Here is a 23,137-nt window from a genome sequence, read left to right as displayed (position 1 = left end):
TTCCGCCGGGTGTGGCCCAGTTACCGGGTGCGTTTACCGGGGGATTACTGCTCCAGCGCGCGGCGCAGGATTTCCAGATCGTCGGCGATCTGGCTGTCGGTCTGGCGCAACTCGTCGATCCGCTTGACGCCGTGCATGACCGTGGTGTGGTCCCGCTTGCCGAACCGGCGCCCGATGTCGGGCAGCGACCGGCTGGTCAGCGTCTTGGACAGATACATCGCCATCTGCCGCGGACGGGCAAAGTTGCGCACCCGCTTGGGCCCGACCATGTCGGACAGGCGGATGTTGTAATATTCGCTGACCTTGCGCTGGATCTCCTCGACGCTGACCTTGCGGTCGTTGGCCCGCAGGATGTCCGACAGGCAGTCCTGCGCCTGCTCCAGATCGATGTCGCGCCCCACGAGGCTCGCATGGGCAAAGAGCCGGACCAGCGCCCCTTCCAGCACGCGGATGTTGCTGGTGATCTTGTGCGCGAGGTATTCCAGCACGCCGGGCGCGATGGTCAGCCCCGGATAGATCTCCTGCTGGCGCGCGACCTTGGATTGCAGCACGCCCAGACGCAGCTCGAAGTCGGTGGGGTGCAGATCGACGATCAGGCCGCATTGCAGGCGGGACCGCATCCGGTCCTCCATGTCCTTGATCTCTCCGGGCGCGCGGTCACCGGACAGGATCACCTGCTTGCGCGCGTCGACCAGCGCGTTGAACGTGTGAAAGAATTCTTCCTGTGTCGAATCCTTGCCGCCCATGAACTGCACGTCGTCGACCATCAGGATGTCGACGGACCGCAGGGCATGCTTGAATTCCATCATCTTGCGCTCGCGCAGGGCGGTGATGAAGCGGTACATGAACCGTTCCGCCGACATGTAGAGGACGCGCAATTCGGGCTGCCGGCGGGCCAGCTCGTTGGCGATGGCGTGCATCAGGTGCGTCTTGCCGAGGCCGACGCCTGAATACAAGAACAGGGGATTGAACGTGACCGGGCCGCCTTCGGCGACGCGGCGGGCGGCGGCGTGGGCCAACTCGTTCGGCTTGCCCACGACGAAGCTGTCAAAGGTCAGGTTGGGGTCGATGGGCAGTCCGAGCGGGTCCATGTCCGCACCGAAATCGGCGGTTGCGGTGCGGGCGGTCGTCGCAGCAGGCGGCACCGGCACGGGTCCATCGCGCCGGATCGCGTTCACGTCGAACCGCAGCCTGTCCACGGCGCGGCCCGCGCGGTTGAACCCATAGATGATCTGATCGCTGAAATGCTGATCGACGTAGTTGCCGATGAACGTCGTCGGCACGTCGAAGCGCGCCACGCGGTCCTGGATCTCGGTAAAGCTCAGCGAGGCAATCCAGCTTTGAAATTTCGCCTTGCTCATGTCCTTTTCCAGGTCCGCCAGCACATGCCCCCACACGTCGTCGCTCATCTGATCCCGATCCGTTTCTTCTGCCTGCCCGACGGACCGGCAGGTCCGCCACGTTCACATCGCCCAACGCCCCTGTCCGCACCGCCGCAGCAGCGGTCGCAGGCAAGGAACACGGTCGCCGCCCACGATGGGCGAACGAACGTGCCGTTCAGGGACAGGGCAACACACCAACCGGGCAGGCGCAGCACAAGGCTACTCCTGCCGGTCGGTCCGACCGGTCATCCCATGACGGTGTCATGGTCAACAGTCTGGTTGCATGGACTGCAGCGTCTGATACGGCCGCGCGCCTTTGGCCATTCCACGGCCATGGTGCATTCTGCCTGCGCCGCAATCCCCATGTCCCCCCCCGGAACGATGTGAATCGCAGGCTCATTTAGCAACGCGATCAGGGCGGCCACAACACAACAACGCGCTTGACTCATATCCCGCAGGCGGAGAATCCCGGACGTCTTTGAAACGTCACAGAACTTTCTCCACAGGCTGTGCGGCGAAAAAAAACGCCCCCCGAAAGGTGCGTTTGGAACCCATGCAAACCGGCAACAGCGTGCCGGTTCACCGGCATGCAAAGGGGGCGGATCCTTGCGGATCGCCCCCCATGTCGGCGTGGAATGTCGTTTCCGGTCCGCGATCAGGCGGTGGTCGTCTCGCCCAGCGCCTTCACGCGGCTGGACAGGCGGGACATCTTGCGGGCCGCGGTGTTCTTGTGGACGACGCCCTTGGTGACGCCGCGCATCAGTTCCGGCTGTGCGGCCTTCAGTGCGGCAGCAGCGGCGGCCTGATCGCCGGATGCGATCGCCTCTTCGACGCCGCGCAGGAAGGTGCGGATGCGCGAACGGCGCATCTTGTTGACGGCAAAACGCGCTTCGCTTTGCTTGGCGCGCTTTTTAGCCTGTGGGGTATTTGCCATGATCCGGGCCCTTGTGTTGTCAGGTCGATGAAATACGAATTCGCGCCTGAGGGGCCCACCGGGTTCAAGACCGGACTGATCTGCCTAAGCGGGCATCACGCGCATGTAGGGCGGCGGTTAGCGCGCGCCCGCCCGAAAGGCAAGCCTTACTTGTCGCGGAACTGCGCCTCGCGCTTGTCGCGGAATGCGGCCATGCCTTCCTTCTGGTCCTGCGTCGCAAAGAGACCATAGAAGGTGCGGCGTTCGTAATTCAGACCTTCGGCCAAGGGCGTCTCAAAGGCGCGGTTCACGGTGTCCTTGACGGCCATCGCGGCCAGCATGGATTTCGCCGCGATCTTCTGTGCCGCCCCCTGTGCCTCTTCCATCAGCTTCTTGGCAGGCACGACCCGGCTGACGAGGCCGGACGACAGCGCCTCTTCGGCGTCCATGAAGCGCCCGGTCAGGTTCATGTCCATCGCCTTGGACTTGCCCACATAGCGGGCCAGACGCTGGGTGCCGCCCATGCCGGGAATGACGCCGAGGTTGATTTCCGGCTGGCCGAACTTGGCGGTGTCGGCGGCGATGATGAAGTCGCACATCATCGCAAGCTCGCACCCGCCGCCCAGCGCATAACCCGAGACGGCGGCGATGATCGGCTTGCGGATCGCCTCGATCCGGCGGGACTGGGACTGGAAATAGGCCTGCGTGGTCATGTCCACATAGGTCTTGTCAGCCATCTCGGTGATGTCGGCCCCGGCGGCGAACGCCTTTTCGGACCCGGTCAGCACGATGCAGCGGACCTTGTCGGAGGCATCCGCCTCCTCCAGCGCCGTGCAGACTTCGTTCAGCAGCTTCTGGTTGAGGGCGTTCAGCGCGTCGGGCCGGTTCAGGCGGATGGTGGCTATGTCGTCGGCGATCTCGACGATGATGGTCTCGTAGGCCATGCGGCCCTCCTCGTGACAGGTCAGACCCCATGTGATGCGCAAAACCGCACCTGCGATCAAGCGGTTCTTGTCAGCGCTGGCAGAGCGGGCAGAAGAACGACGAACGACCCGACTGCACGATTCGGGCCACGGTCCCTGCACAGCCGGGTGTGATGCAGGGCTGCCCCTCGCGGCCATAGACGGCGAACCCATGCTGGAAATAGCCCAGCTCGCCATCCGCCTGCCGGTAGTCGCGCAGCGACGATCCACCGGCGGCGATCGCCTCCTCCAGCACCTGACGGATCAGCGGCACCAGCCCTGCCACACGCCGGGCGGCAATGCGTCCCGCCTTGCGGGCCGGGTTGATACCTGCGCGGTGCAGCACCTCGCACACATAGATGTTGCCGAGGCCAGCGACGATGCGCTGATCCAGCAGCGCGGACTTGATCGGCATGCTGCGCCCCGCAAGACGCCCGATCAGATAATCCTCGTTGAAATCGTTGGCAAAGGGTTCGGGCCCCAGATCGCGCATCAGCCAGTGATCGGGGGCCGAATCCGTCGCCATCAGGTCCATCGCCCCGAACCGGCGCGCGTCGTTGAAGGTGATCCGTGCCCCCTGCCCCATGTGCAGCACGACGTGATCATGCTTGGCCGGGGCGGCGTGGGCATGGACGAAATCGCCGACGATGCCGCCGGAAATCAGCATCCGCCCCGACATGCCCAGATGGATCAGCAGCGTTTCCCCCCGGTCGAGGTCGGCGAGGATATACTTCGACCTGCGCCGCAACCGTTCGATCCGCGCACCCGTCAGCCGATCTGCCATCCGGTCGGGAAACGGCCAGCGCAGGTCGGGGCGGTTCACGTCCGCCTGCACGATCACCTGACCCTCCAACACGGGGGCCAGACCGCGACGGACTGTCTCGACCTCCGGCAATTCTGGCATGGGGTGTTCCTTGGGCGGGTGCGACGTTGTAGGACCGGGCTGGCACCCTACATCTGGTGCGACACAGACAGGACCGCAAGCCATGACCGACCGCGACGACCAGACCACCCACTTCGGTTTCGAGACCGTCCGCGAAGAGGACAAGGCCGGGCGGGTGCGCGGCGTCTTCTCCTCGGTCGCCAGCAAGTACGACATCATGAACGACGTGATGTCCGGCGGGGTCCACCGGCTGTGGAAGGACGCGATGATGGATTGGCTGGCGCCGCGTGCGGGCCAACGCCTGCTTGACGTGGCGGGCGGCACCGGCGACATCGCGTTCCGCTTTCTGAAGCGCGCCGGTGCGGGCCATGCCACGGTCCTCGATCTGACCGAACCCATGCTGATCGAGGGTCGCAAGCGGGCCGATGCGGAACGGATGCACGACCAGCTCGACTGGGTGGTGGGCGACGCGATGGCGCTGCCGTTCCCGGATGCGACCTTCGACGTCTATACGATCAGCTTCGGCATCCGGAACGTCACCCGCCCGCAGGAAGCGCTGAACGAGGCGTTCCGCGTGCTGCGTCCCGGTGGCCGCCTGATGGTGCTGGAGTTCAGCCAGCTTCCCAACCCGCTGATGCAAAAGGCCTATGACGCCTATTCGTTCAACGTCATTCCCCGCATGGGGCAGTTGATCGCGAACGACCGCGACAGCTATCAGTATCTCGTCGAATCGATCCGCAAGTTTCCCGACCAGGACACGTTCCTCGGCATGGTGCGGGCTGCGGGGTTCGAGAATGCGAAATATCGCAACCTCACGCTGGGTGTCGCGGCGCTGCATTCGGGCTGGAAGCTCTAGGTGCGCGGACCCCACAACATCATCCGCCTGATCCGGACCGGCGCGACGCTGGAACGGACGGGTGCCATGGCGGTCGTCATGGACGCCTTCGACGTGGGGCCACTGCTGCGCGGCGTGATCCGCACCGTCGTCTGGCCATTCCAGTGGCTGGGCTATGCCGGCGACCCGATGATGCCACCCGCACCCCGGGCGCTGACGGCGCTTGGCCCGGCCTACATCAAGTTCGGCCAGGTCCTGTCCACCCGCCCCGACGTGGTCGGTGACGAGTTGGCCGTGCAGCTGCGTGTCCTGCAGGACAAACTGCCGCCCTTTTCCATCGCAGAGGCCAAGGCCGAGGTCCTGCGCGAGTTGGGCGTGCCGGTGGAACAGATCTTTTCCAGCTTTTCGGAGCCGGTCGCCGCCGCCTCCCTCGCGCAGGTGCACAAGGCGCATCTGGCCGACACCGGTGAAGCGGTCGCTGTCAAGATCCTGCGCCCCGGCATCGAACGGGCGTTCCGGCAGGACATCGACGCCTTCTATTTTGCCGCCCGCGTGATCGAGGCGCTCTCGCCATCGTCCCGCCGCCTGCGCCCGATGGAGGTCGTGACGCATTTCGAAGGCGTCGTGATGGGCGAACTCGATCTGCGGCTGGAAAGTGCTGCCGCGGCAGAGTTCAAGGCGAACACGGCCAAGGATGCCGGGTTTCAGGTGCCGTCGATCCGCTGGGACCTGTCGAGGCGCCGCGTGATGACGCTGGACTGGGTCGAGGGGATCGGCGCGGGCGACAACGCCGCCCTGGATGCGGCGGGTCTGGACCGGTCCGCGTTGGCCGCGCGCGTTTTGCAGCTGTTCCTGTCCCACGCTCTGCGCGACGGCTACTTCCACGGCGACATGCATCAGGGCAACCTGAAGATCGGTGCCAACGGCGACATCATCGCCTTCGACTTCGGCATCATGGGTCGGATCGACGAATACACCCGCCGCGTCTATGCCGAGATTCTGTTCGGCTTCATCCGCCGCGATTATCAGCGCGTGGCCGAAGTGCATTTCGAGGCCGGCTACGTGCCAGCCGACCGCAGCGTGGACGATTTCGCGCGTGCGCTGCGCGCCGTGGGCGAGCCGATCTTCGGGATGGACGCGAGCCGGATCTCGATGGCGCGGCTCTTGTCCTATCTGTTCGAGGTGACCGAGCGCTTCGGCATGGAGACACGGACCGAACTGATCCTGCTGCAACGCACCATGGTCGTTGTCGAAGGCGTCGCGCGGTCGATGGACCCACGCATGAATATCTGGCAGGTCGCGCAACCCATCGTCACCGACTACGTCGCCAAAAGCATCGGGCCCAAGGCGCTGCTGAACGATCTGCGAAGGACCGCACTCGTGCTGGCCCGCTTTGGTCCCCAACTGCCGCGACTGGCGGAAGAGGCGCTGATACGCCTGAACAATCCACCGCCACAGCAACGCCTGCGGGACGGTCGCGATCAACTGGCGTGGATGGCCTTCGGCGGTGCCGTCGTCGGCGGTGCTTGGGTCATCGCGGCCCTGTTCTGAAGCGGGTAGCATGACGGGGCAGTCTCCTACGACGTGGACCCGCCCCTGACGGCCGTGATCTGGGTCACAGGGACGTTCCGCCCGCCGGCGAGGACGACCGTATTCACGCCGCCTGCCACCTGAACCTCGATCACACGGGCATAGATTTCCGCGGGCCGGTCAGAAATGACTTCTTCCCCTGACAGGCTGACAGTCGAAAAGCTGTAGTAACCTTTTGGGAACGGCGTCCCATTCGACGCCACGCCGGCCCAACTCATGGGGCCACCGGCGACCGGAACATCGATCCGCTGGACTTCATTCCCGGCCGCGTTCCGCACGAGGATTTCCGCTGCGTCCGCCCCCCCTTCGACCTTTGGCACCACCGTGACCGGTGCGCCGTCGAAGTAGGCCGGCACGGCCGCGCGGGCCTGCATCCCCACCCAGCCGGCCAGCTGCGCCAGCCCGCCGGTTCCCATCTGACCGGACAGCGTGCGCAGCAGATCGTTCGTCTGCACTTGTTGTTCGACACCCGAGAACGTCGCCAGTTGCGTGGCATAGTCCGACGAATCGACCGGATTCAGCGGATCCTGATTTTGCATCTGCACCGTCAGCATCTTGAGGAACGTCTCGAAATCGGCGCTGATTTCCGTGCCGGATCCTGTGGCGGGGGCTGGTATGGTTGCGGTTCGCGTCGCGGATGTGGTCGGTGAGGTGATGACGGTCATAATGGGTTCCTGTTGCTCAGAGGCGAAGGTCGAGGCTGCCATCGGCAGACTGATTTGCCGGGGATGCTATTGTCGCCGCCGCGATCTCACCGTCTTGGCGCGGCTCGGTATCCGACGACACCTCGCCCGGTCCGACGCCAGTCCCACCATGCGGTCCGGTGCCGTTGTCACCGCCCGCGAAGGACAGGTTGACGGTCGTGAAACCCAGATTTCGAAACTCCTGTTGAAGGAGCTCACCGTGACGGCGCATCAGATCCGCTGTTTCGGGACGCTCTGCCATCAGGACGAGTGTCAGCGTCTGATCCGTCGTCGTGACCGTCATCCGCACCCGTCCCAGCTCGACGGGATCGAGCGCCAGTTCGGTCACGCCGTCGACCCGCTGACGAATTTCGACTGCAAGCTGACCGGACAGATGCTGTGCGAGCAAGGGCGTCTGCGGTCGCATCGTGTGCCGCACGAAGGCCGCTTCCGTCGACAAAGGCCCTGCCGTATCGGGTCCGAACGGAGCGAGGAAACCTGACATGCCACCAATCAGAAGATCATCGCCTGTGGCAGCGGCCGGGGTCGGCAGGTCAACACGTTTTGGCACCTCTTGAGGCATCTGCAGCGTTGCGTTCGCATAGGACACGTCGCGTCCAGGTGAGGTCGCAGACTGGGCGGATTCGGCAAAGGGGGGGGGAGCCTGTTGACCTTGGTCCACCGAAGCCAGATTTGGCAATGTGTCTGTCGATCCGACTGCCGTCCTGTCGATCCCGACCGCGTCGGAACCTTTTGCAGTGAAGGGTCGAGCGACTGCGGACAGCAACTGGGCCACAGGCATGGCGCGGGTGACCGTCGTAGCCGGATCGACTGGTAATTCGTCCGATCGGCGCGGCAGCGACGCGACCTCGTCGCCATTTCCGCCAGGCGGAACCACGCCTTTGCGCGTCATGTCGACTGCCACGTCCGGTACATCCCGTGGCCGCAGATCGACCCTTTCGGTCGTATCAGTCGTCGCCGATGTGGCGGCGGGCGAGGTCTGCAATGACGGTCGCTGCGCGTCGGGCCGTGAAGGCGGCACAACGACCCCCGACGACGTCAATGCGACTGAGACTGTACCGTCGGCATCGCGACCGAAAGCGCTCGCAGCCTCGGTATGGCCAGACGATCCGCCGGACAAGATGGTCATGGAAGACCATGATGAGATCGCTCCACCCGGCGCAAATTGGCTGTCGATCTGCGCAAGTTCTGCTGGCGGCTGTCCTTCGACCAGCCCGTCACAGCCGGTCGACGCGGCGCAGTTGCCATCGGACACCTCGGCCTCGTTTCCATTCGCTTTCGACATCTCGGACCCGGATGCAACGACCTCCGTCTCGATCCCAGTTGCTTCGGCGGGATTCGCGGTGGGTGCCGCCGTTTGCCCGGCAGGACCAGTGGTCAGCGCTGCCAGGATGTCCAAGAATGCATCTGCTGCTCGTGGCGGGGATGCTGGATTCGAGGGAACCATCCGTTCTGGCACGACCGATGGAACGGACGCGGCCAACTGGCCGTGATGAACGATCTGCATGCTGTCCCTTTCGGTCTGTTGCGACCCTTGTCGGGCAGAGAGGTTACGAAAATTTTCACGGATCTGCGTCAAGACGGAAAAAACATCTGCCTGGAGGCCTCGATGATACCGATCCCCGTGATGCCCGCCGCCGTGGCGCCGCACCATTCCCCACGGATGCAAGGCGACGACGTGCGCCTGCGCGACGCCGCCCGGCAGATGGAAGCCACCTTCCTGTCCGAAATGCTGAAATACGCCGGATTCGACACGGCGCGTGGCGGTTTCGACGGGGGCGACATGACCGATGGCTTCGCATCGTTCCTCCGCGAAGCGCAGGCCGGGGACATGGTCGACGCGGGGGGGATCGGGCTCGCCGAAACGCTTTTCAACGCCATGAAGGCTCGGGCGGATGCGTAGGCCCCCGGCCGCGGCTCTCTTGTCCGTCCTGCAGGACGAACGAATCGCGCTGTTGTCCGGGCGCCTGGACGCGTTGCCCGATCTTGCACAACGCAAGCTGGACCTCCTCCCCTCGCTGCTTTCCGCGACACACGACGCCGCGACGATTGCGCGAATCGATCAGGCACTGAGGCGGAACGCACGATTGCTGGCCGCCGCACGCGACGGCATCGCAGCGGCGCGGGATCGGTTGACGGCGGTGAAGGCAGTCCGCGATGGCCTCGACGTCTACGGTGCCGATGGAAGCCGCACGTCGATCCTGCGTCGCAACGACATGCTCGAACGCAAGGCCTGACGACAGATCGATCGAATTGTCCGGAAGTGGCGACCGGCCATTAACCCGGCATTGAGATTGAAAGATGCATCACTCTGTCATCCAGAAGGGATGCCATCATCGTCAAAGTTGCGGTGTCGGACGTCAGAACGGCGTGTCATGGCCCCCAACCGATCGGGGGCAGTCCATCCATCCAGCGGCCGGCAAAACGCCGCCCCGAAAGGAACCCACCCATGTCCAGCATTCTGACCAACAACAGCGCCATGGTCGCGCTGCAAACACTGAAGACGATTAACAAAGGTCTGGCCGACACACAGTCGATGATCTCGACCGGCAAGGCCGTGAGCAGCGCCAAGGACAACTCGGCCGTCTGGGCCATTTCCAAGGTCATGGAATCCGACGTCAAGGGCTTCAAGGCCATTTCGGAAAGCCTGTCGCTGGGCCAATCGACCGTCGCCGTCGCCCGCAACGGTGCAGAGAAGATCACCGATCTGCTCAACGACATCAAAGGCAAGATTATCGCGGCGAACGAAGAGAATTTCGACGGTGACAAGCTGCAAGCGGATCTCGGCGCGTTGCGCGACCAGATCTCCAGCATCACCGGGGCCGCGCAGCTCAACGGTCTGAACCTGCTGGACAACAAGGCCGTGGGTGCCAACACCGCCGCCACGGTCAAGGCCAAGGGCAGCGGCGACGTGTCGATCACCTCTTCGCTGGACCGTAAGGCGGATGGGTCGGTGTCCACCTCGACGATCAAGGCGGCCAAGCAGGATCTGGGACTGCAGGCGGCGGTGCTGGGCACCGGGACCGATATCGCCGCCAGTGCAATGGTCGCAACGGCCGCAACCGCGACCATGGGCTCCACCGGTACGATTACCATCGCAGGCGATTCGACAACAGCGGCCCGCGTGGGCAACCGTGTCCTGGCCGGCGACAGCTACCGGCTGACAGGTTCGGCGTTCGGTCTGAGCGCCGACATCAGCTATGTCGCGCGCGACGGCGACACGGTCACCGACATCGCGAAAGCTATGGAGGCAAGCCTGTCCTTCCAGGCCAAGAAGGACAACGTGGCGATCACCACGTCGCGCAACGGTGCCGTCGTCACCTTCACCAACAACACGGGTGCCGCGATCACCGCACCGACCGTGACCAACACCACCGGCGGAACGGCGGGCGGTGGCCTTGAACTGATGAGCAAGGTCGACGTCTCGACCCTCGACGGCGCGAAAGCGGCGCTGGCTGCCTTCGAAAGCATGGCGCAGACCGCCATCGACGCCGCCGCGTCATTCGGTTCGACCGAGGGTCGTATCGAGATCCAGAGCAACTTCATCTCGTCGCTGTCCGACAGCCTGAAATCCGGCATCGGCGCCCTGGTGGATGCGAACATGGAAGAGGCGTCCGCGCGGCTTCAGGCCCTGCAGGTGCAACAGCAGCTCGGTGTCCAGTCGCTCTCGATCGCGAACCAGGCACCGCAATCGATCCTGTCGCTCTTCCGCTGATCATCGTGATGGCAAAGACCGGAGGGGGGCAACCGCCTCCGGTCGATGCACGAGATCGATCCGCGCGGTAAAACCGTGCGCCGTTCCACTTCGTCCCGAAAGGACACAACGTGAACGCCATCCTGAAAGCACAAAATGCCTATGCACCTGCAGTGCCGTCGATCCAGACGCCCCGCGCGATCGAACTCCGGATCTTGACCAGCATCACCGCAAGGCTTTCGCGCACCACAGACTCCTATGCGCATTTTGCGCAGGCAATCCACGACAACCGCTGCATGTGGACAGCCTTGGCCGTCGATGTTGCAGATTCAGAAAACGGCCTTTCAGCCAGCTTGCGCGCACAGATCTTCTATCTGGCGGAATTCGTCAGTCATCACAGCGCACGCGTCCTGCGCGGCGAGGCCAGTGCCGCAGCATTGATCGACGTCAACACGTCCATCATTCGCGGCCTTCACGCCACGGGACGGGTCTGATGGCTGGCCTTGTCCTGAAATTGAATCCGCATGAGCGCGTCCTGGTGAACGGCGCCGTCATCGAGAATGGCGACAGGCGCAGCAGACTGTCGATCCTGACCCCGAGCGCGAACATCCTTCGCCTGCGCGACGCGATCCGACCCGATGAGGTCAACACCCCTGTCAGACGGGTCTGCTACATCGCACAGCTCGTCCTCTCTGGCGATGCCGTCGAAGACGAGGCTCAGCGTCAATTGCTGCGTGGTATCGAACAGCTCGCACAGGTTCTGGTCGACGCAGACAGCCGGATGCATCTGGAGGCCGCCCGCGATGCTGTCGCACAAGGCGACTTCTATCGCAGCCTGAAATGTCTTCGCGTACTTCTGCCGCGTGAGGAAGCGCTCATGGCAGCAGGCGGTGCGTCGTGAACTTTCAACCGGTTCTGCCGCTGGCTGGCTATGGGGGGTGGCGTTTTCTGCAACGGACACTTGAAAGTCAGCAAGCGACGTTCGCAGAGAGCGCACCGGTCAAACGGGCCACGGATCAGTTCCGCGAACGGATCGGCGCCATTCAGACGGCAGATGACCTCGTAGCCGATCGCCAGTTGCTACAGGTCGCACTCGGCGCATTTGGCCTAGACGACGATATCAACAACCGCTTTTTCATCGCGAAGGTCTTGTCAGAAGGCACAGGTTCCAACGCAGCGTTGTCCGCGCGGCTTGCCGACAAGCGTTATGCAGCTTTTTCGGCAGAGTTCGGACTGGGCGAAGGTCAGACGCCTCGGACAGCCCTTCCAGGCTTTGCAGAGCGCATCATCAATCGATACGAAAGCCGACAATTCGAAAGAGCCGTTGGAGATCAGGACAACGATTTGCGGTCTGCACTCAACCTTACCAACGGGTTGCGCGATATCGTGAGCGGTAGTGGATCCAACACCGCGCGTTGGTTTTCGATCATGGGCGACCCTCCGGTCAGGGCGGTCATCGAAACCGCACTCGGGCTCCCGGCATCGATCGGGCGGTTGGACATCGACCGACAGCTGGACATGTTCAAGGATCGGGCGCGTGCCACATTCGGGACCGATGCGGTCGCCGACTTGACAGACCCCGCGTCGCAGGAAAAACTGATCCGGCTGTTCCTGATCCGATCGGAAGCTTCCGCCTCTGCAGCGACTTCGAATGGCGCAATTGCCCTGACACTGCTTCAGAACACGCTGCGACCGGCCTGAGCGGGGACTTGCGCATCGCGTCCGTCATCGTGTGGTCCGGGCGGCCGACAGTGCCTGACGCAGAACGGCAAAATGGGCAGCTGGTGTACCGCGGTCCCTGACTGCAAGGAATTCTTCCAGACTGGCATGACAGGCGATGGCCGCGTCGATCTCCGGATCGGACCCTGCTTCGTAAAGGCCCGCCCTTATCATGAGCGCGGCCTGATCATAGGTCGCCAGCCGCTTGCGCGCCTCCGCAATGATGGCATTCTCTGCCCTGTCCGCTGCACCAGGCAGCGACCGCGAAACGGATCTCAGCACATCGATCGCGGGAAACCGACCGCGTTCCGCGATCTTTCGGTCCAGAACAATGTGACCGTCGAGGACGCCGCGCAGCATGTCTGCAACCGGTTCGTCCATATCCGATCCAGCCACAAGGACGCTGTAGACTGCCGTGATGTCGCCGGCGTCGTCGCATCCGGGCCCGGCACGTTCGCACAATGCCGCAATGGCGCCGGCCGTCGACGGTGGGTAACCCCTCAAATTGGCCAATTCACCACCAACGACAGAGATTTCCCGGTGCGCCTCGCAGTATCGTGTCACCGAATCGACCAGCAGCAGGACCTGCTCTCCTTGATCCCGGAAATGTTCCGCGATGGCGGTCGCGGCCCAGGCACAGCGGCGCCGCACCTGCGGTGCACGGTCGGACGTTGCGGCCACGACGATCGTCTTGCGCATACCCTCCGGTCCCAGGACATCCTGAATGAAATGACGGACTTCGCGTCCCCGCTCACCGACGAGGGCGATGACGGTCACATCGGACGACATGCCCCGCGCCAGATCGGCAAGCAGGGTCGATTTGCCAACGCCGGAACCTGCGAAAAGACCGATCCGTTGTCCCCTGACCAAAGGCAGCAGGGTGTTCATGACAGCCAGTCCCGTTTCCTGGCGGGCCCCCATCCCCCGGCGGCGATGCGCCGGGGGCGGGGCACATTGCAGCTCTGCCGCCTGCAAGCCCGGCAGCAAAGGCCGACCGTCGAGCGGCAGACCGTCCGGATCGATCAGGCGCCCGATCCAGCTTTGATCGGGGGCGAACCGTGGCTGCGGCAGGCACTGGACCGCATCGCCGATGGCGATTCCATCTGCAGGTCCGTCGATGACGGCGTGCGCCAAGCGGTCCTGCAGACGGACGACGTCGGCCCGCACGCAACCGTCGCGCGCCACAATCGATAGCCGGTCACCCTGCCGCAAGGTCTGGGTCAACCCCGCGACATGCACCCCTGACCCGGTGACCGCATGCACGCGGCCGACCGCACGCTCTGCCGTAGCGGCGTCGATGACGGCAGCCATCCGATCGAATAATGCGGCGTTCATCGCGACTCCCTGGGGCAACTCACTTTCTTTTAAGGAATCACCCTTAATGATCCGTGCATTGGTCTCGTGGGAGAAACCCCGATGTTCGAAAAACTCAGCCTGTTTGACACGTCTGCTGCCATGGCACGTCATGCCGGATCGGCGCAGGCGCAGATCGCACGCAATATCGCGCATGCCGATACACCGGACTTTCGGGCCAGCCGTCTCGCCGATTTCGCCAGCACAGTGAACGTTCCGGCAGCACCCGGGATGAAGGCCACCCGCGCCCTGCATGTCCTGGGGCACCCCGACCAGCCCACCGCACGGCTGCGCGACACCGGCAACGAGGCGTCGCCCAATGGCAACACCGTTTCGGTGGAGGAGGAACTCTTTGCATCGGCGCGGGCGGGATCGGACCACCGCCGGGCCCTCGCGATCTATCGTCATGCCATGACGGTCATCCGCAGCAGCCTCGGCCGATAGGAGGGCGATGCGGTGACAGACTTTTCCGACGCGCTTTCGATTAGCACCAGCGGGATGCGGGCGCAGGCCACGCGACTGCGACACGTGTCCGAGAACATCGCCAATGCGGATACCCCCGGCTACCGGCGCAAAACCGTCAGTTTCGGCGAGACGATGCAAAGCACGGCCCGATCAGGGGGAACGATCGGCACGATCCGCGTCGGCCCGATGCGGCTCGACCCGTCGCCACTGACCAGCATCCACGACCCGGCCAATCCGCTGGCCGACGCCGCCGGGAACTACGATGGATCCAACGTGGATCTGTTGATGGAAATCGCCGACGCCCGCGAGGCGCAGCGCAGCTACGAAGCCAATCTCAAGATGTTCGACCAGATCAGGCAAATGGGCCAGGGCCTGCTCGACCTCTTGCGCAACTGACCATCAAAGGAGACCAGAATGGACATCCGTAACGCGCTCATTGCGCAGAACTACGCCAGCAACCTTGCGGCGACAAAGGCGCAACCCACCGCCGGAGCGGCGCTGACCGGGGCGGCGCAGGACTTCATGGCCACCCTCCGACAGAGCGAGCAGGCCGCGATGACCGCGATGACCCAAGGTGGCGATCCGCATACGCTGGTGCAGGCCCTCGCGCAGACGGAACTTGCGGTGCAAACCGCTGTCACAGTTCGCGACAAGGTCGTGGAAGCGTATCAGGAAATTCTGCGCATGCCGGTCTGAGGCGGTGAGCGAGGCCGTCTTCTACGACACGTTGAGGCAGGGCCTGTGGATCGCCCTTCAGATCTCGATCCCCGTCCTGACCGCCGCCCTCGTCGTCGGTCTGGCGATCGGATTGCTGCAGGCGCTGACCTCGATCCAGGAAATGACGCTGACCTTCGTGCCGAAACTGGCCGCCATTGCCGCCGTCTTCTGGATATCGATGGCCTTCATGACAGAAACCCTGGTGAGCTTCTTTCAGGCCGCCATCATTCCCCTGATCGCCGGAGGCTGATCCATGGACAACGCAGGCTATGCAACCCTGACGCGGCAATCGGGCCTGATGCAGGAACTGCAGCTCGTGGCGAACAACATCGCCAACGCCAACACGACCGGTTTCCGCGCCGAGGGCGTGATGTTCTCGGAGTTCGTGGCTGACCTGGGGCGTGATACATCATCGCTGTCGATGGCAGCCGCACGGATCAAGCTGACGGACATGACCCAAGGCACGCTGGCACAGACCGGTGGGTCCTTCGACCTCGCGATCGAAGGGGACGGCTACTTTCTGGTCGGCACCCCCGATGGGCCGCGCCTGACACGCGCAGGAAGCTTTACGCCCAATGCGGACGGCGAACTGGCGACGATGGACGGCAATCCCGTCCTGGATGCGGGGGGTGCGCCGGTCTTCGTGCCCGCCGGCGATGGTCCCGTCGGCATCGCCGCCGATGGTACGCTGAGTGCGGGTGGTGTGGCCGTCGGACAGATCGGGATCGTGGTTCCGACCGACCCGACCGCCATGCGCCGGCAGTCGGGCACGCTGTTTGCCGCCGATGCCGGGTTCGAACCCGCACCCAGCGGTCGCGTCCTGCAGGGCTTTCTGGAGGACAGCAACGTCAATCCGATCGTCCAGATCAGCCGGATGATCGAACTGCAGCGCGCCTATGAACTGGGTGCGAGTTTTCTTGAAACCGAAGACACGCGGATCCGCGGCGTCATTCAGGCCATCGGCCGCTAACCCAATCCAAGGACGATCCCCATGCGCGCCTTACAGATCGCCGCCGCAGGCATGAGTGCCCAACAGATGCGGGTCGAAGTGATTTCCAACAACCTCGCGAACATGTCCACGACAGGCTACAACACGCGGCGTGCCGAATTCGCCGACCTGTCCTATCAACAGGTCGCCCGGCCAGGCACGATCAATTCGGCCAGCGGCACGATCCTTCCGACCGGCATCCAGCTGGGCCTCGGCGTCAGGGCCACGGCGGTCAGCATGATGATCGACCAAGGGTCGCTGGCGGCGACGGGTGGGGATCTGGACGTGGCGATCGAGGGGTTGGGATATCTCGAGGTGACGCTGCCGGACGGCACACCCGCCTATACCCGCGACGGTGCCCTCAAGCTCACCGGAGAAGGTCAGGTCGTCACTTCGGACGGTCATCCCGTCGTGCCGGACATCACCGTGCCGGAAGATGCGCGCTCGATCTCGATCAACGCGAACGGAGAGGTTTACGCTTATTTCCTTGGCGACACGCAACCGGCGCTGCTGGGGCAGATGACGCTGGCGAATTTCACCAACCCGAAGGGATTGGAAGCGATCGGTTCCAACCTGTTCCTCGAAACAGCGGCATCGGGTCCATCTGCGGTCGGCGTGCCGGGCGAAGATGGCCTTGGCACCGTGCGGCAGGGCTATCTGGAGGACAGCTCCGTCGATCCGGTGAGGGAGGTCACGAATCTGATCGCCGCCCAACGCGGCTACGAGTTGAACTCCAAGGTCATCACGGCCAGCGACCAGATGCTCGGGTCCATGGTGCAGATCCGATGAAACATCTGGTGCTGTTTGCCATCGTGGCGGCGCAGGCCGCCGCTGCCGACACGCTCGTTGCCGCGCGCACGATCCCGGCGCAATCGATCATCGGCGCTTCCGATCTGCTGCTGCAGGATGGCGACACCACGGGTGGCACCGACGATCCGCTGCTGCTGGTCGGGATGGAGGCGCGAACCGCCCTCTATGCCGGGCGGCCCGTCCTTCCAGCCGACGTCGGCTTTCCCGCGATCGTCGATCGCAACCAGATCGTGCCCATCATCTATGACATGGGCGGCCTGACGATCACGACCGACGGCCGCGCCCTTGGACGTGCCGGTGCGGGCGAGACGATTCTCGTCATGAACCTGACCTCCCGCACCACAGTGACCGCGCAGATCCGCGCCGATGGAGCCGCTTATGTGTCCCGCTAACATGCTCCGTCTGTGGAAGCTGTCGCCCTGCGTCCTCGTGGTCGCCTGTTCCAGCGCGGATGTCGGCCGCGCGCCGGAATTGACACCCATCGCTGCGACGGCGGACAGGATCGCCATGATGAACCAGGCATTGCCGCAGACGCTGGACCAGGGGCCGCAGACGCCGGGTGCCCAAGCCTCGCTCTGGACCGGAGACCGCGGGTCGTTGCTGGGCGATCGCCGGGCGATGGAGCAAGGCGACATCCTGACCGTCGTGATCGAGATTGACGACAGCGCCGAAATATCGAATTCGTCCGAACGTGGCAGATCCGCAGGGCAAACCCTTGGCGTACCGTCGCTGTTCGGCCTGCCACAGAAGATCGACGAGAGGTTGCCGGACGGCGCGACCCTCGGCAGCGCGGTCGGCGTGAACTCCACCTCGACGGCGGAAGGCAACGGATCCGTCCAGCGCAACGAGAAGCTGACATTGCGGATTGCGGCCACGATCACCGACATGTTGCCGAACGGCGTCCTCGCGATCGAAGGCCAGCAGGAAGTGCGGGTGAACTTCGAACTGCGCGAACTGACCATTACGGGCTTCGTCCGGCCTGCGGATATCTCGCGGCAGAACGAGATCACATACGACAAGATCGCCTCGGCCCGCATTTCGTATGGTGGCCGCGGACAGATCAGCGACATGCAGCAACCGCGATACGGTCAGCAGGCGCTCGAAGCGATCTTGCCCTTCTGACCCCAAGGAGATCTTCCGATGAAGAAATTTCTGCTGCCCATCGTGATGCTTCTGGCCGGGACCGGAGCCGGTGTCGGGGCCGCGATCATCCTGAAACCGGACCCGGTGCCGGACACCGGCGACGATATCGTAGCCGCAGCCCCCTGCGGCGACCCGGTCGCAGCGGATGCGACGACGCCCGACGACCCGGTCGATGTCGCACCGATCGCTGCATCCGAAGGCAGCGAATTCGCCCCCTTGGAAAACCCCTTCGTCATCCCGGTCATGGATGGCGAGGATCTGGTCTCGATGATGGCGATTACCGTCAGCATCGAGGTGCCTACGGGACAGGTGTCAGCCGTTTACGACATCGAACCGCGCCTGCGTGACAGCCTGCTCCAGGATATGTTCCAGCATGCCAACATCGGTGGCTTTACGGGCAACTACACGGCGACGGACAAATTGCGGATCCTTCGCCAGGACCTGTTGCGGACGGCGCGCGACATCCTTGGCGATACGGCGCTGGACATCCTGTTGATCGACATCAAACGCCAGGACGTCTGATCGCTCAGCCGTCTCGTGCCATCCGCCTTTCCACTTGCCGCCGCCGCGCCACATGCGCATCTGCCTCGAGCGCGGCGAGCGCGCTGGCACGCCCGAAGGCATCGCGAACCACGATGATCTGCAGACGTTTCAGCTCCAGCACTTGAAGAAGTTCGGTATTCAGGTGGGTCTGACGCATGGCGATCCATTGCAGCCAGCGGCCATCCGCGCCGGCAGCCAGGGCTGCATCGTCTGGTCCTTGCAGCCGCGTGGCGATCTCCGCGCGATCCTGTCCGATCTTTGCAATCTTCGCGCGCAAATCGGTCTCCCGCTGCTGGATGCGGGATAGTCGGGCCTGCGCACCGTGCAGCACCATGTCTGCAAGCCCGGTCAGACCGGACAGACCGTCGTGCGTCATGTCGACCGCCGCATCTTGGACCGCATGGTCTGCGAAAACCGGATTGCCACGGCGACGGCGCGATACTGATCCGGCGCAATCTCCTGCCCGATCGCGACGGCGGCATGAAGAGCGCGGGCGGTTGGGGGATCCGGATGGATGGGCACTCCGTGTTCGGCCGCAACTTCACGGATCCGTGCAGCAATCTCATCCACACCCTTGGCCACACAAACGGGAGCATGCCCTGCGTCACCGGGCCAGTGCAGCGCCACAGCATAATGCAATGGATTGACGATGACGACGCTGGCTGTGGGCACATCGGCCAGCATCTTGTTCATAGCCAGATCGATCGCGCGCTGTCGACGTTGCTGTTTCACCATCGGATCACCATCCTGCTGTTTTTGTTCGTCCAACAATTCCTGACGGGTCATCCTATGTTTGCGCGCATGTTGGGAACGCTGCCAAAGCAGATCGACGACTCCGAGAGCCAAGGATATTCCGACAACGGTCAACAGTAATGACAATGTCAGGCGTCCGATCTCGACGACTATCATTCCTGGCGAGAGCGAAATCGTCGCAACGATATCGTCCAGCCGCGACATCAGGAAGTATCCGAGTAGGACCGAATATATCGCCAGTTTGACGAAGCTCTTTGCAAATTCGAACAATCCCTCGCGACCGAATTTTGTCTTGGCCCCTTGCAAAAGCGAAAGGCGTGACAATTTGGGTGAAATCTTTTGTGGGGCGACCACGAAAGCCTGCTGGCCAAGGGTCGACAGGATCGCACCCACCGCAGGAAATACGACCCACGGCAACGCGGCGACCGCGACCGCCCCTACGATGCCCCCAAGGAGAGGTTGTGCCGACGATGTCAGTATTACCGCGGCCAGTACATCCGATTGATCGAGCAGATAGGCGAGCGTTTGTCCGATGCCCGACAAGGACTGGCCCGCCATCGCAGCGAGCGCGATCGCGAAACCACCATATGCGGCGGCTGTCGTCAGGTCCGCAGACTTGGGAAATTCACCTTTCTCACGGGCGTCATCCAGCTTCTTTTGCGACGGCTCGAACGGTTTGTCGTCATCGTCGCTTTGATCGCTCACGGCATCTGCCCTCCTGGCAAGGCCAAGGTCGCCGCGAATGCGTTGAGCCAAATCGGCAGCAGGATTGGCGCGCAGACCCACAACAGAACCAAACCGCCACCTGCGATGGCGGGGGCGCCGACGAAACTGACCATGAGCTGCGGCATCGCGCGGTTCATGATTCCCAGCATCACGTTATAGAGTAGCGATGCCACGACGAAGGGCACAGCAAGCGTAAATCCAAGGACAAAGGTCTGGGCCACGCTGCGGACACCGATCTCGGCCACCAGAGCAGCACTGATGGGCGCACCGACCGGCACCATCGCGTAGGTCTGAAGCATGTAGGCCGCAAACGTCGTGTGCAATCCCGTCAGAGCAACCAGCGCTAGAGCTGTCACGGTGAGGATCTGACCGACCGCCGCTTGCGGATCGGCACCTGCAGTTCCGCCGAACAGTTGCGAAAGCGACGTCGATTGAGCGATGATCGCACCGGCAATTTGAAGTGCGAAGATCATGAAGCGAAGAAGGAGACCGAAGAATATCCCTGCGAGGACCTCGGGTCCGGTTAGACCGATCGCACCTCGAAAACTGGTGGGCATGGCGAAACCGGCAGGAATTGCAGCCGGCGCCACGATCAACGTAAAGGCCAGTGAAATAGCGATCCGGACACGCATCGGGATGACTTGCTCGCCGAATAGCGGAACCAGGGCAAGAGTGGCCCCGACACGCAAGAAGACGATCAAGCCCAGCCAGAGCGCCTCTTGCGAGCGGCTTGTTAAAAGGCCGATCGTGTCGATCATAACGTGACCAGACCCACGAGCGCCGGCCGCGCGTCGATACCGATCTCTTCGAACGACAGGACCGGATTCAGGATGCCCTTGGCTGCCAGCACCGTCCGCAAGAAACGCCGTCTCCGCACCGAGGTCACGAGAGCCGCGTAGGTGCCTTGCGCCGCGGCCTGATCGAGCTTGGCGGCAATGCCATCGGCAAGTCGATTGAATTCCTCGGGTGGCAATGCGACGTCACCGCCCGGATTGCCGCGTTCGGCACGAATTTCATATGTTGCGAAAGCGTCCTCCCACTCCGGTGCCAATTGAACGAGCGGGATCGTCCCATCGGTTCGCCGCACCGATGCGACGAGCTGGAAGCCCAGCCTGCGACGAACATGTTCGGTCATCCCATCTACCGTCGGCTGCAACTGCCGCGCCTCGGCGATTGCCTCGAGGATCAGTGGCAGGTTGCGAATCGAAACACGTTCTTCCAGCAGCAGGCGCAGCACCCCGAGCAGCAGGTCCATCGGCACCTTGTCAGGCATCAACTCGTCAAGCAGTCGGCGGTTTGCATCGGCACGTGCCCGATCCGTCAGCCCGACCATCTCGTCGAGGCGCTTGCGAAGCGCCTTGTGGGTCAGCAACCTTGGAAAGTTCCGCTTCACGATCTCGAGAAGGTGGGTCGCCAGAACTTCCGCAGGCTGTATGACGGTCAACCCTGACAGCGCCGCTGTTTCCTGCATGTCACGTGCGATCCAGCGCGCGGGCGCCCCATAGACGGGTTCTGCAACTGAATCTCCCGGAATATCCGGAGCCTGCCCATCCGGCAAAAGCGCCAGTGCCCGGTCTGCCTGCAGACGATCGCGGACCTGCTCGACACCCTGAATGTGCACAACATAGCTGCCAGTCGGCAAGGCCGCGTTATCCGTCAATCGTATCTCTGGAAGTACGACACCATATGCGGTCGCGACGTGATTGCGCATATTGACGATCCGCGCATCAAGCCCCGTTCCGGGATCGAGGACCATTTCCACAAGGTCAGGCGCAAACTCCACATGGATATCGTCAAGATCGAGCATGTCGCCGAGCGATCGTTCCTGAGGGATGGCCACATCCTGTGATTCGGGTATCGCCTTGATCGCATTGCGTCGCGCTGCCGATCGCGAAATGACATATGCGCATCCGCCCAGACCAAGCGCTCCCGCCATGAAAGGAACGAATGGCATACCGGGGACGATGGCGAACAACGCCATCAGGCCACCGACAGTTCCAAGGGCAGCGGGATGTCGCCCCAGTTGATCTACAAGCGCAAGATCGGTCGCCCCTACAGCCCCACCGCGCGCCAGAAGCAAGGCCGTGGCGATCGAGATGATGACAGCTGGAATCTGACTGACGAGACCATCACCAACCGTCAGAATCGCGTAAGTCTCGAATGCTTTGCCGAAAGGCATGTCCATCATTGCGACACCGACGCCCAAACCAACCACCATGTTCAGGCAGGTAATCAGCAGTCCAGCAATCGCATCGCCTTTCACGAACTTTGACGCACCATCGAGGGAGCCGAAGAAAGTCGTCTCGGCCTGCTCCCGCTCGCGACGCATGCGCGCCTCCGCATGGTTGATCGCACCCGCCGCCATGTCGGCATCGATCGCCAACTGCTTCCCCGGCATGGCATCAAGAGCGAACCGGGCTCCAACCTCTGCCATCCGCGTCGCACCCTTGTTGATCACGATGAAATTCACGATCAGGATCACGCAGAAGACGACGATACCGAGCAGGACATTTCCAGACATCACGAACATCGCGAAGCCTTCGATGACATGACCAGCCGCGTCCGTTCCGGTATGACCCTGCCCAATGATCAACTTTGTCGAGGACACGTTAAGGGAAAGTCGAAGCATCAAAGACGCCAGCAGCACGGTCGGAAAAGCCGCGAAGTCCAACGGTCGTTCAATGAACAGCGTGATGGTGAACATGAGGATCGCGAGTGCGAAGGACGCTGCGAGGCCCAGATCCAGAACCCATGATGGCATGGGGAGGATCATCATGACGATAACGGCCATCAAGCCAATCGTCAGAATGATGGTTGGATTGAATAGTCTTGCAATCATGGATTTCGGCGTTGCCCTGCTTCAAATTTGTGGCATTACATGCCAGATCCAACCCGGACGGTCGTCGCTTCGGGCAGGGACGAGTGACGTCAACAGGCCAATGCACGCATTAAAAGGA

Annotated in this window: 28 protein-coding genes; 17 read left to right on the top strand and 11 right to left on the bottom strand. The window is 63.1% G+C overall.

Features of this window, described 5'->3' with window-relative positions; all coding sequences use genetic code 11:
• Positions 1 to 44 precede the first annotated feature (44 nt).
• The 4 genes from dnaA to mutM form a co-directional block, all read right to left on the bottom strand.
• The gene (gene dnaA, locus BMX16_RS02910) at positions 45 to 1,409 is read right to left on the bottom strand and encodes a chromosomal replication initiator protein DnaA (RefSeq protein ID WP_089898536.1); all 1,365 of its coding nucleotides are present in this window, start codon (positions 1,407 to 1,409) and stop codon (positions 45 to 47) included.
• A gap of 628 nt (positions 1,410 to 2,037) precedes the next feature.
• Positions 2,038 to 2,316 carry a 30S ribosomal protein S20 gene (gene rpsT, locus BMX16_RS02905; RefSeq protein ID WP_089898534.1) on the bottom strand — a complete coding sequence of 93 codons (279 nt, stop codon included), beginning with the start codon at positions 2,314 to 2,316 and terminating at the stop codon, positions 2,038 to 2,040.
• 146 nt (positions 2,317 to 2,462) lie between these two features.
• Complete coding sequence (locus tag BMX16_RS02900; RefSeq protein ID WP_089898711.1) at positions 2,463 to 3,239, bottom strand: enoyl-CoA hydratase; 777 nt, start codon at positions 3,237 to 3,239, stop codon at positions 2,463 to 2,465.
• Between the two features lie 70 nt (positions 3,240 to 3,309).
• Positions 3,310 to 4,161: a bifunctional DNA-formamidopyrimidine glycosylase/DNA-(apurinic or apyrimidinic site) lyase gene (gene mutM / locus BMX16_RS02895; RefSeq protein WP_089898531.1), complete on the bottom strand. Its 852-nt coding sequence runs from the start codon at positions 4,159 to 4,161 to the stop codon at positions 3,310 to 3,312.
• Between the two features lie 82 nt (positions 4,162 to 4,243).
• Between mutM and ubiE the strand changes: the two genes are divergently transcribed.
• Both ubiE and ubiB read left to right on the top strand, forming a co-directional pair.
• Positions 4,244 to 4,996 (top strand): bifunctional demethylmenaquinone methyltransferase/2-methoxy-6-polyprenyl-1,4-benzoquinol methylase UbiE, encoded by a 753-nt coding sequence (ubiE, locus tag BMX16_RS02890; protein ID WP_089898529.1) that lies wholly within the window; start codon positions 4,244 to 4,246, stop codon positions 4,994 to 4,996.
• Positions 4,997 to 6,526: a 2-polyprenylphenol 6-hydroxylase gene (ubiB, locus tag BMX16_RS02885; RefSeq protein ID WP_089898527.1), complete on the top strand. Its 1,530-nt coding sequence runs from the start codon at positions 4,997 to 4,999 to the stop codon at positions 6,524 to 6,526.
• Positions 6,527 to 6,552: 26 nt separating this feature from the next.
• Here the strand turns inward: ubiB and BMX16_RS02880 are convergent, their stop codons facing one another.
• Positions 6,553 to 7,230, bottom strand: coding sequence for a flagellar hook capping FlgD N-terminal domain-containing protein (locus tag BMX16_RS02880; protein WP_245731238.1), 678 nt, complete (start codon positions 7,228 to 7,230; stop codon positions 6,553 to 6,555).
• Between the two features lie 16 nt (positions 7,231 to 7,246).
• Positions 7,247 to 8,668: a flagellar hook-length control protein FliK gene (gene fliK, locus BMX16_RS17520; RefSeq protein ID WP_177174552.1), complete on the bottom strand. Its 1,422-nt coding sequence runs from the start codon at positions 8,666 to 8,668 to the stop codon at positions 7,247 to 7,249.
• A gap of 93 nt (positions 8,669 to 8,761) precedes the next feature.
• Here fliK and BMX16_RS02870 point away from each other — a divergent pair, with 93 nt between their 5' ends.
• The 6 genes from BMX16_RS02870 (at position 8,762) to BMX16_RS02845 (ending at position 12,664) form a co-directional block, all read left to right on the top strand.
• The gene (locus BMX16_RS02870) at positions 8,762 to 9,172 is read left to right on the top strand and encodes a chemotaxis protein chel (RefSeq protein WP_342707798.1); all 411 of its coding nucleotides are present in this window, start codon (positions 8,762 to 8,764) and stop codon (positions 9,170 to 9,172) included.
• Between the two features lie 19 nt (positions 9,173 to 9,191).
• Positions 9,192 to 9,506, top strand: a complete 315-nt coding sequence (locus BMX16_RS02865; protein WP_089898517.1) for a hypothetical protein — start codon at positions 9,192 to 9,194, stop codon at positions 9,504 to 9,506.
• A gap of 212 nt (positions 9,507 to 9,718) precedes the next feature.
• Complete coding sequence (locus tag BMX16_RS02860; RefSeq protein WP_089898515.1) at positions 9,719 to 10,984, top strand: flagellin; 1,266 nt, start codon at positions 9,719 to 9,721, stop codon at positions 10,982 to 10,984.
• Positions 10,985 to 11,094: 110 nt separating this feature from the next.
• Positions 11,095 to 11,457: a flagellar biosynthesis regulator FlaF gene (gene flaF, locus BMX16_RS02855; protein WP_245731236.1), complete on the top strand. Its 363-nt coding sequence runs from the start codon at positions 11,095 to 11,097 to the stop codon at positions 11,455 to 11,457.
• A complete protein-coding gene (flbT, locus tag BMX16_RS02850; RefSeq protein ID WP_089898513.1) occupies positions 11,457 to 11,864 on the top strand; it encodes a flagellar biosynthesis repressor FlbT in 408 nt (135 codons plus the stop codon). Before flaF ends, flbT begins: the two co-directional genes overlap by 1 nt.
• Positions 11,861 to 12,664, top strand: coding sequence for a DUF1217 domain-containing protein (locus BMX16_RS02845; RefSeq protein ID WP_089898511.1), 804 nt, complete (start codon positions 11,861 to 11,863; stop codon positions 12,662 to 12,664). Before flbT ends, BMX16_RS02845 begins: the two co-directional genes overlap by 4 nt.
• Positions 12,665 to 12,688: 24 nt before the next feature.
• On the opposite strand, the gene BMX16_RS02840 is transcribed toward BMX16_RS02845, so the two are convergent.
• On the bottom strand, positions 12,689 to 14,017 hold the full coding sequence (locus tag BMX16_RS02840; protein ID WP_425433997.1) for a FliI/YscN family ATPase: 1,329 nt from the start codon (positions 14,015 to 14,017) through the stop codon (positions 12,689 to 12,691).
• Positions 14,018 to 14,098: 81 nt separating this feature from the next.
• Between BMX16_RS02840 and BMX16_RS02835 the strand changes: the two genes are divergently transcribed.
• From BMX16_RS02835 to BMX16_RS02795, 9 genes are read left to right on the top strand one after another with little or no spacing between them, the layout of a single operon-like run.
• Entirely contained in the window at positions 14,099 to 14,479 is a 381-nt protein-coding gene (locus tag BMX16_RS02835) for a FlgB family protein (protein WP_089898509.1), read from the top strand.
• A gap of 12 nt (positions 14,480 to 14,491) precedes the next feature.
• Positions 14,492 to 14,896 carry a flagellar basal body rod protein FlgC gene (gene flgC / locus BMX16_RS02830; RefSeq protein WP_089898507.1) on the top strand — a complete coding sequence of 135 codons (405 nt, stop codon included), beginning with the start codon at positions 14,492 to 14,494 and terminating at the stop codon, positions 14,894 to 14,896.
• An 18-nt stretch (positions 14,897 to 14,914) separates the two neighbouring features.
• A complete protein-coding gene (gene fliE, locus BMX16_RS02825) occupies positions 14,915 to 15,196 on the top strand; it encodes a flagellar hook-basal body complex protein FliE (protein WP_089898505.1) in 282 nt (93 codons plus the stop codon).
• Positions 15,197 to 15,200: 4 nt separating this feature from the next.
• Complete coding sequence (locus BMX16_RS02820; protein ID WP_089898503.1) at positions 15,201 to 15,467, top strand: flagellar biosynthetic protein FliQ; 267 nt, start codon at positions 15,201 to 15,203, stop codon at positions 15,465 to 15,467.
• A gap of 3 nt (positions 15,468 to 15,470) precedes the next feature.
• Positions 15,471 to 16,187: a flagellar hook-basal body complex protein gene (locus tag BMX16_RS02815; protein ID WP_089898501.1), complete on the top strand. Its 717-nt coding sequence runs from the start codon at positions 15,471 to 15,473 to the stop codon at positions 16,185 to 16,187.
• Between the two features lie 21 nt (positions 16,188 to 16,208).
• Positions 16,209 to 16,994 (top strand): flagellar basal-body rod protein FlgG, encoded by a 786-nt coding sequence (flgG, locus tag BMX16_RS02810; RefSeq protein WP_089898499.1) that lies wholly within the window; start codon positions 16,209 to 16,211, stop codon positions 16,992 to 16,994.
• Positions 16,991 to 17,407: a flagellar basal body P-ring formation chaperone FlgA gene (flgA, locus tag BMX16_RS02805; RefSeq protein ID WP_089898497.1), complete on the top strand. Its 417-nt coding sequence runs from the start codon at positions 16,991 to 16,993 to the stop codon at positions 17,405 to 17,407. The genes flgG and flgA overlap by 4 nt, the downstream gene beginning before the upstream one ends.
• Position 17,408: 1 nt before the next feature.
• The gene (gene flgH / locus BMX16_RS02800; RefSeq protein WP_089898494.1) at positions 17,409 to 18,137 is read left to right on the top strand and encodes a flagellar basal body L-ring protein FlgH; all 729 of its coding nucleotides are present in this window, start codon (positions 17,409 to 17,411) and stop codon (positions 18,135 to 18,137) included.
• Positions 18,138 to 18,155: 18 nt separating this feature from the next.
• A complete protein-coding gene (locus BMX16_RS02795) occupies positions 18,156 to 18,680 on the top strand; it encodes a hypothetical protein (RefSeq protein WP_089898493.1) in 525 nt (174 codons plus the stop codon).
• 4 nt (positions 18,681 to 18,684) lie between these two features.
• Here BMX16_RS02795 and BMX16_RS02790 read toward each other — a convergent pair whose 3' ends face one another.
• Genes BMX16_RS02790 through flhA form a run of 4 tightly spaced genes read right to left on the bottom strand, consistent with a single transcriptional unit; the run spans position 18,685 to position 23,019 of the window.
• A complete protein-coding gene (locus tag BMX16_RS02790; protein ID WP_089898491.1) occupies positions 18,685 to 19,077 on the bottom strand; it encodes a hypothetical protein in 393 nt (130 codons plus the stop codon).
• Positions 19,074 to 20,159, bottom strand: a complete 1,086-nt coding sequence (locus BMX16_RS02785; RefSeq protein ID WP_089898489.1) for an EscU/YscU/HrcU family type III secretion system export apparatus switch protein — start codon at positions 20,157 to 20,159, stop codon at positions 19,074 to 19,076. Before BMX16_RS02785 ends, BMX16_RS02790 begins: the two co-directional genes overlap by 4 nt.
• Entirely contained in the window at positions 20,156 to 20,938 is a 783-nt protein-coding gene (locus BMX16_RS02780; RefSeq protein WP_089898487.1) for a flagellar biosynthetic protein FliR, read from the bottom strand. Before BMX16_RS02780 ends, BMX16_RS02785 begins: the two co-directional genes overlap by 4 nt.
• Positions 20,935 to 23,019: a flagellar biosynthesis protein FlhA gene (gene flhA / locus BMX16_RS02775; protein ID WP_089898485.1), complete on the bottom strand. Its 2,085-nt coding sequence runs from the start codon at positions 23,017 to 23,019 to the stop codon at positions 20,935 to 20,937. The genes BMX16_RS02780 and flhA overlap by 4 nt, the downstream gene beginning before the upstream one ends.
• Positions 23,020 to 23,137 lie beyond the last annotated feature (118 nt).

Origin of the sequence: Loktanella fryxellensis, from assembly GCF_900110065.1 — a bacterium.
Classification (GTDB): Bacteria; Pseudomonadota; Alphaproteobacteria; order Rhodobacterales; family Rhodobacteraceae; genus Loktanella; species Loktanella fryxellensis.
This window is presented reverse-complemented; position numbering and strand designations above follow the sequence as displayed.